Origin of the sequence: Methylobacterium sp. J-030, from assembly GCF_022829545.1 — a bacterium.
In the GTDB taxonomy this organism is placed as follows: Bacteria; Pseudomonadota; Alphaproteobacteria; order Rhizobiales; family Beijerinckiaceae; genus Methylobacterium.
In genome coordinates, this window is the sequence record NZ_JAKSYM010000203.1 from 1 (window position 1) to 7,348 (window position 7,348).

The 7,348-nt window shown below is 68.3% G+C and carries 9 protein-coding genes and 1 pseudogene; 6 read left to right on the forward strand and 4 right to left on the reverse strand.

Features of this window, described 5'->3' with window-relative positions:
• The 6 genes and pseudogenes from MKK75_RS13225 to MKK75_RS13250 all read left to right on the forward strand — a co-directional run.
• A pseudogene (locus MKK75_RS13225) lies at nucleotides 1-181 on the forward strand (hypothetical protein); the annotation flags it as partial.
• Nucleotides 182-240: 59 nt separating this feature from the next.
• The gene (locus MKK75_RS13230) at nucleotides 241-1,092 is read left to right on the forward strand and encodes a hypothetical protein (protein ID WP_244043018.1); all 852 of its coding nucleotides are present in this window, start codon (nucleotides 241-243) and stop codon (nucleotides 1,090-1,092) included.
• Nucleotides 1,093-1,158: 66 nt separating this feature from the next.
• Nucleotides 1,159-2,676, forward strand: coding sequence for a hypothetical protein (locus MKK75_RS13235; RefSeq protein WP_244043019.1), 1,518 nt, complete (start codon nucleotides 1,159-1,161; stop codon nucleotides 2,674-2,676).
• 75 nt (nucleotides 2,677-2,751) lie between these two features.
• Nucleotides 2,752-3,159 (forward strand): hypothetical protein, encoded by a 408-nt coding sequence (locus MKK75_RS13240; RefSeq protein WP_244043020.1) that lies wholly within the window; start codon nucleotides 2,752-2,754, stop codon nucleotides 3,157-3,159.
• 217 nt (nucleotides 3,160-3,376) lie between these two features.
• The gene (locus MKK75_RS35720; RefSeq protein WP_279593845.1) at nucleotides 3,377-5,074 is read left to right on the forward strand and encodes a Hint domain-containing protein; all 1,698 of its coding nucleotides are present in this window, start codon (nucleotides 3,377-3,379) and stop codon (nucleotides 5,072-5,074) included.
• A gap of 7 nt (nucleotides 5,075-5,081) precedes the next feature.
• On the forward strand, nucleotides 5,082-5,411 hold the full coding sequence (locus tag MKK75_RS13250; RefSeq protein WP_244043021.1) for a hypothetical protein: 330 nt from the start codon (nucleotides 5,082-5,084) through the stop codon (nucleotides 5,409-5,411).
• 8 nt (nucleotides 5,412-5,419) lie between these two features.
• On the opposite strand, the gene MKK75_RS13255 is transcribed toward MKK75_RS13250, so the two are convergent.
• The 4 genes from MKK75_RS13255 to MKK75_RS13270 all read right to left on the reverse strand — a co-directional run bounded on the left by MKK75_RS13255 (nucleotide 5,420) and on the right by MKK75_RS13270 (nucleotide 6,720).
• The gene (locus tag MKK75_RS13255) at nucleotides 5,420-5,674 is read right to left on the reverse strand and encodes a hypothetical protein (RefSeq protein WP_244043026.1); all 255 of its coding nucleotides are present in this window, start codon (nucleotides 5,672-5,674) and stop codon (nucleotides 5,420-5,422) included.
• A 69-nt stretch (nucleotides 5,675-5,743) separates the two neighbouring features.
• On the reverse strand, nucleotides 5,744-5,983 hold the full coding sequence (locus MKK75_RS13260; protein ID WP_244043022.1) for a DUF6894 family protein: 240 nt from the start codon (nucleotides 5,981-5,983) through the stop codon (nucleotides 5,744-5,746).
• A gap of 175 nt (nucleotides 5,984-6,158) precedes the next feature.
• Entirely contained in the window at nucleotides 6,159-6,374 is a 216-nt protein-coding gene (locus tag MKK75_RS13265) for a hypothetical protein (protein ID WP_244043023.1), read from the reverse strand.
• Nucleotides 6,375-6,453: 79 nt separating this feature from the next.
• On the reverse strand, nucleotides 6,454-6,720 hold the full coding sequence (locus MKK75_RS13270; RefSeq protein ID WP_244043024.1) for a hypothetical protein: 267 nt from the start codon (nucleotides 6,718-6,720) through the stop codon (nucleotides 6,454-6,456).
• Nucleotides 6,721-7,348: the final 628 nt, after the last annotated feature.

A 7,348-nucleotide genomic window follows, 5' to 3' on the forward strand; every position in this document is an offset into this window, starting at 1 on the left:
CAATCTGCCGAACGAGCCCGTGCCCGGCGGCATCGAGGCTTGGGAGGCCGTCGCCCCGGTCCGCCCCGATACCGCGCACAGTCGCGCCCTGCGCTTCCTCGACGTCGGCGCCGAGCTGCTGGCCGCCGTCGCCATCATCGGCGGGGGCATGGTGCTCACCGGCCTCGCCACCCTGCTCTGACCCCAGCCCGCACCCCGAGCGGGCCGGTCGCCCGCATCCCCCATTTGGATGATCCCGCGATGTCCCTGCGCACGTCCCTCAAGAACCTGATCCGCCGCGACCCCGCCGCCAGCCTGCGCGAGCGGGCGGCCGGGATGAGCGGCATCCTGACAAGCCAGACCCGCCGCGCAGTCGTGGCCGGATCGGTCGCTGCTGCCGTGCCGCTGCCAGCACTCGCCGCCCCCATCGCGACGGCGGCCGCCCAGCCGCACCCCGACGCCGAACTGCTGGCGCTCGCTGAACGGTGGCTGCGAGCCCGTACAGCGCAGGACGAGGCAATGGAAGCGTGGGGCGTCGCGCACAGGCAGGTTTACGCCGTCATCAAGACGTGCCCACCGGAGCTGTTCGCCCCACGCGACGAACGGCTGTGTTTCGGCGCAGGATGGCGCTTCCCGACGCTGCTCGGCGTGAGCCTACGGCACGTCGCCCTCGATTGGGGCACCCCCGGGGTCCATACCGAACAGGCCTGGACCGGTAAGGCCCTGCGGATCGCGATTGCTCGGGCGGTGCCTCTGCTCGGCAGAGGTGGGCTGACGCCGGGACGGATCCGGCGCTGGAAAGCCCTGCTGCCGATCGCCGACGCCTTCGACGCTCGGGTGGAGGCCGTCGAGGCCGAGACCGGCCGCCGGCACCTAGAGGAGGCCCGTCGTGTCGCGGAGGATGCGTTCCGTGATCTGAACCGCGAGATCGGTCGACACGTCGCTACCACGCCGGAGGGCATGGCTGCCCTGGTCCGCGTGATCGCCCGCTACCCGTGGAAGGACACGGGCTCCGCGTGGCCGAACCTGCTGCGCAGCGCGGCCAACGTCGCCAGCATCGATCTCGCCGACCTCGACCACGAGTACGACAGCATCAACGCCAGCCGTGCCTGACGCTGCCACAGCGCGGCGCCCACCCTGCCGCGCCTCCTGTCATCCTGTGATCCCTGGAGGCTGACCATGGCCCCTCTCAAGCTGTCCAATCCGTTCCGCCGTGCCGAAGCCGCCCCGTCGCTCAAGCGCCGGGCCGCCGCGCTGAAGTCCGAACTTCTCAACCTCACCGCCCGGCCGGCGCTGCCGAACCCGCTGCCAGCGCCCGGCTCACCGGAGGCCATCGAGGCTTGGCGCCGAGCCTGCACCGAGTTCGACCGCCTCACGAACCTGTCCGAGACCGAGTACGCCGCCCTGCGCATCGGCGACAGCTTCACCCTCTGGACCGCGGAATGGGTCGAGGCCGCCCAACGCGGCGACTTCACCCGGTTCTCGACCCGCGAGATGCCGGCGGCCCGCGCCAAGACCGCCGCCGAGCTGGCGGACTTGTTGGTCATCACCACGCGCCGGGATCTGCAATTCGCTGAGGCGCAGCGGCGGACGGCCATCCGGGAACTGCACGCCCTGGCCTACCCGCACGGCGAGGATCCCGCCGCCGAGCCAGATCCGCAGGGCGACTATGCCCACGTCATCATCGCGGAGCACCGGGCCGCCTATGCCGCGTGGGAGCCGCATCTCGACGCGATCCAAGTGGAGATAGGCGGATCTAATGCGTTTCACGCCACCGAGCTTGCGGGCGAGCCGGCGCGACTCGCCGAGGCAGAGGCTTTCGGGAACCTGATCGACACCCGGGCGAAGACGCTGCCCGGCCTCGTGGCCCTCGCCGGCTACCTCCCGGAGGCCGTGCGGCTCAACGGGTGCAGCGACCCCGACGACGATGCCGTGCGGGCCCTGCGCAGCATGTGCAACGGGGTGCTGAGGCTCGCCGAAAGCGGGGCACTGGCGGCAGACCCCGCCACCCCCGGGGAGCCTGACTCTATCCACGCGGTGATCGCCGAGAGCTACCGAGCCGAGGACGCGATGAAGGCGTTCGGGCTAGACCCTGCCTCGACCGCGCGGCCGAACTGGTTCCTGCGAGAGCGGGCGCTGACGGAGGCGCAATCCAAGGCCCGGAACAACGTGTGGCTGACAACACCGACCACCCGGGCTGGGCGCCTCGCCCTGGTCGAATACGCCCGGTTTCAGGTCGCCCTGTTCACCGGCGCCAGTGTCGAGGATCCCGACTGCCCGGCCTACCTGTTCCGGGACATCATGAGCGCCGTCACGGCGGCGTTCGAGGCTGACTGCGCCCCGGCGAGCGACAAGGCCACGCATGATCTGTCCGGCTGCGACCTCGGCCAACTCGCCCGCCTCTACGAGACCTGGGAGAGCGTGTTCCACCACCTGACGGGCGCCAGCGAGATCCCGTGTTTCACCGCCGATCGGTACAGCGGGCACACGCCGGCCGGCGAGGCGCTGGACAGCGAATACGAACGGGCGGGCGCCTTCCTCAGTGACATCGCCGAGGAGGTCAGGGGCCGTGCGGCCGTCACCGCCGACGAGCGGCGCGAGCGCCTGGGCGTGCTCATCCGGGACGAACTGAACACCAACGGCCGGCCGGTCAACGACGCTCTGCTCGCCGAGCTGAACGCCCAGCACAAACGCTGAGCCTTCCCTCCGTAGCCGTGCGTACCGCCCCGGCCGGATCCTGCCGGGCCTCCCCAAAAACTCGAGACCTGACCCATGGGCGATGTTCTGCCATTCACCCCGCGGCTAAAGTCTGCCGCGCCGGAGACCCCGGAGCCGCTGGCCGGCGCCGCACTCCGCGCACACCTGGAGGAGATCGGTCACGCGGCCTTCGACATCGGGCAGCAGGTGATCGACCTCCTCGACCACATGGACGGCGACACCGACCTCGAAGACGGCGGGGACGACGAGCCATCCCTGGCCGCCCCTGAGAACACCACCGGCTCGCAGGTCGTCTACATGCGCGGGAACGACCAGGATCGCGAGGCCGAGGCGCCCGAGACTGCGCTGCCGGAGGTGGCGGCCGAGCCGATGCCCGAGGCCGACATCCTGCCCTGGCGTGGGCGTGGCAACGTCATCGCGGCGGCCGGGGCGCTCCTCCTCGACCTGCTGGAGCGCGCGTGACCCGCCGCGCCTCAAGCGTACAGGTCAGTCTCTGTGTGTACTTCCAGGCTAATAGGATGCAGTCCTTTCGTTGCAAAGATAGCACGCCGCCAGACCAAATCAGTCCTTGAGGCGACCCTAGCAGTTTGTGATTGCGGCCGCCCTCGACTCGCCGTGCTCGCGCGCATCAGGCTGATGCCCGGGATTGGGCTGGCAGCGGCCGGTCGTAGGGCACGCTATGAACCCGATCACGTTCAACTACACCGGCGCGATCCAGAACTACACGGTCACCGTCGCTGGAACCTACGATATATCCGGCTTCGGGGCCGCGGGTGCGCCTGGGGCGGGCGGTTCCACGGGCGGTAGCGGCGCCGAGGTTGGCGCCACCTTCAACCTGACGCAGGGACAGCAGCTTCAGATCATCGTGGGTGGGGCTGGTACCCAGGGCATCGAAGGCGGCGGCGGCGGTGGCTTTACTGAAATTCTCGGCAATTCAGGTGCCGGAACTGCCTACTCTGTTTTGTTGATAGCGGGCGGCGGTGGTGGCGGCGGAGTAAATTTCAGTCAGTCGACGGTCGCCAATGGCCAAAATGCACTGGCTAATCCGTTAGGAAGCAGTCTCGGAGCCGGTGGCGCTGCCGGCAATTCTCAAACTGGTGGTGGTGGTGGGGGAGGCGCTGGTGCAACGAGCAATGGTGGAACCAGTTCCTACAACTTTGGTGGCTCAGGGGGCCTAACGGGACCAAACTATACAGGTGGTTCCAATAATTTCTTCTCAACTGGCAAAGGCGGCTTCGGCGGCGGCGGTGGTGGAGGCTATTACCTTGGAGGCGGTGGCGGTGGCGGTGGGAACACCGGTGGCGCAGGTGGCGCCGGATACGCCAGTGGTCCCAATCAAGGCGGCGGTGGCGGCGGGACCTCGTACTTAGCAGCGGCTGGCACAGTGAATGCCGTCGAGACGCGCGCAGGGACCGGGGTCAGCACCGGCAACGGCAGCGCTAAGCTCGTCCTGATTGCTGCCGCACCTGCGGCACCCGCCCCCTGCTACGTCACCGGCACCCGCATTCGCGTCCTGCGCGGACTGACGATCCAGGACGTGCCGGTCGAGCGCCTGCGCGTGGGCGACCTCGCCATCACCGCGTCGGGCAAGCCCCGGCCTATTCGCTGGATCGGCAACCGCTCCTACCCCGGTCTCTCGGCGCCAAAGCACGACCGCCCCGTGCGCATCAGCGCTGGCGCCCTTCGTAACGGCGTCCCTGCCCGCGATCTCCGCGTCTCCCCCGACCACTGCCTCTGGCTCGACGGCCTGCTCGTCGCCGCCGGGCACCTCGTCAACGGCACCTCGATCACCCGCGGTGAGGCGGTGAGAGATCTGACCTACTGGCACGTCGAACTCGATAGCCACGACTTGCTCTTGGCCGAGGCTGCCGCGGCGGAGAGCTTCCTGGCCGCCCCGGGCGTGCGAGCCGGCTTCGACGGCACCCACCGTCCCGACGCAACTATGGCCCCTGTGCCCTACGCCGCCCGGGTCGAAGCCGGGCCCGAACTAGCCGCGCTCCGCGAGCGCCTGATCTTGCGAGCCGGCCTGTCGATCGAGCCAACACGCTTCGGCGCGGTGCAGGCGTGGATGGACCGTTGTGATGGCACTCACATCGCCGGCTGGGCCCAAGACGCCGCGCACCCGGACGCCCCGGTGTGCCTCGACATCGTGGTCGATGGCGTGGTCGTGGCGATGACGCTCGCTGAGCAGTACCGCGCCGACATCGCGGCCGCGGGCGTAGGCGACGGGCGCCACGGCTTCGAGATCGATCTCGACGAGCCGCTGACACCAGGCATGGATCACGCCGTCGAGGTGCGCCGCTCAGCCGACGGCTTGAGGATCTGCGCCATGGCGGTGGACGCGGCGGGCTTGTGGACCGCGCTGCTGGCGGCCTAGTCCGGGCATGGGATTGCTCGGGCACGTCGGTATCCTGACCCACCGGCGGATCGTCGGCTGGGCATGGGACCCGGGCGCGCCCGATGTGCCGGTGATCGTACTTATCGGGATCGCGGGGCGCCTGCTTGGGCGGTGCGACGCTAATCTGTTCCGTGAGGACCTGGCGATTGAAGGCTTCGGGACAGGCCGCTGCGGCTTCGCGCTCGATCTGCCACCTGGCGCGCTATCGCTGCGGCAGGGCTACGAGATCAGCGTCCGCCGCGAGGGCGACGGCGAACATCTGCCCGGCTCGCCCTACGTGCTGCAGCCGGCGATCCGGATCGTGCCGGACAGGTAGCAATTCAGCTACTCCCGATCAGGCTTCGGTTCCGGCTTAGCGGCTCGCATCAGGCTCTGGATCACGCGCGGCGGCCTACCGGCCTTCTCAGCGATCTCGGCCTCCTGCTGCTCGACGAGTTCGCGGGCTAGCTGATCCCCGTCGAGGCCATTCAGGATCTCCATCGGCACGCGCCGGTTCGAAGCTCGGCTGCCGTCCTCGAACACGACGTCGAACAGGACGGTGCCTCGAGCCTGGGGCAGTTGCTTCACGCGCTTGGCCATCACGGGCTGATACGCTCGCAAGCTCGGCAGCACCAGACGTCGAAGAGCGTCGTTGCACCCAAGTAGGCGCTACCGGCCCAGCCACGTCCCTGAGTAAGTCAGGGACGCAAGGTAGACGGCATGGCCATCCGCGTCGGTCACCAGCACCGTGATTGCTTGGCGCTCGCCGTCCTTCGGCACCTCGTCGGCCGCGATCTGCGGAAGCGCCTGCTTGGCATGCAGTACGGCGGCCTGGAGATCGGCGCACTCGAAGCCGTCTTCGTCTCGCTCGTTGTGCCCGTCGTTGATGTCGAAGAAGTACCGAGGCATGGGCTCTCTGCGTGAAACAGGCGGGAGCACACAGGTCTCGCAAGCGCGGAATGCCCAGAAATTAGGACCGCGGCAAAGCCATCATAAGGTCGATTTTGGGGGCCTCACCAACATACGTCGTATCTCCAGCGGAGTTCAATTCGCGATCAGACCGGGACAGGGCGCGCTGCTCGACTCATCGCTGGCAGGATCGGATGTTCACACGATCCAGCAACGCCTGTGACGCGGCTAACGCGGCGAGGCCGCGGGCCTGTAGTGCTGCTGCCTCAGCCACCTGATGATCCGTGCCGGCCGCCTTTAGCCGCGTCACTTCGATGACCGCCCGCGCCGCGTGCACGAGACGGCGGATCTCACGATGGGTGTCGCCGGCAGGGAAAGTAGCGTCGATCATGGTCTGAGCCTCACCGCATTCGGCGAGAGCGTCTCGCCGCTGATCTGGATCGACAGAAAAATGGTCGACTGGTCCAAGATCAAGGCAGGGTCGGATGCGCCGCCATGACGACCGCCGCCACGGCCGTCCGGAATGTCTTCTCCTGCGGGCCAGCCCGATCTCTGATCTCCTCGCGACTGAGCTTGAGAGCGACGAGCGCTGCGATGTCGATGCTGTGCCCGCTGGCGAAGCGATAGGGCCCTGCCGCCGGATCCCGCAGGTAGCCGTCGATCGCCGCCACGATCTCCTGGCTCGTGATGATGCCCGCCTTGCGCAGGTCCGCGAGAGTCGAAGGTCCGGCCGGCATGGTCGCGCTGATCATCCCCTGACGTTGACTTAACCGTGCCGCCCGGCCGACATGCCATGTCCGGCTGGCGCGCGCCTCGCGCGAGTCGCCGGCATCACCAGGAGCACCGACCGCCGCAGTAGGACCCTGAAAAGCCAACGGGCCCCCATCGCCAAATGGGAGCCCGTCGAAATCGAGATGGCCTGTGGGGCCGCTTTTCCAATCCCCACAAGCCATGAAGCGCCCTCGGGCGTCAAGTCAGAACCCCGGTTCTGGCAACGATACCGGCTTGTCTTGAACGGAGCGCACAGCCTGCGCCGCCGATCGTCCCCCTGTGGCCCTGTGGAAAGGGCCGAGACACGTGTTTGCAGACGAGATCCGCCGCGCGATCGAGGCGGCAACCCGAATCACCCTGCCATCCGTGACGGCCCTACTCTGGCGTGCCTACGGGGAGGGGAAGGTCACGGAGGCCGAGGCTGAGGCGCTGTCCGTTCTCATCGAAGAGCGGACACTGTCCACAAATGGACCCCGATCGGCACAGAACCCGAACGACTCAGCAACTGCCACACCTCAAACAGGGGAAGCGGCCAAAAACGCATCAGGAAGCCCCAGGAGGCCCGGCGTCGGCTCCCGCCCGCGCACGGATGCC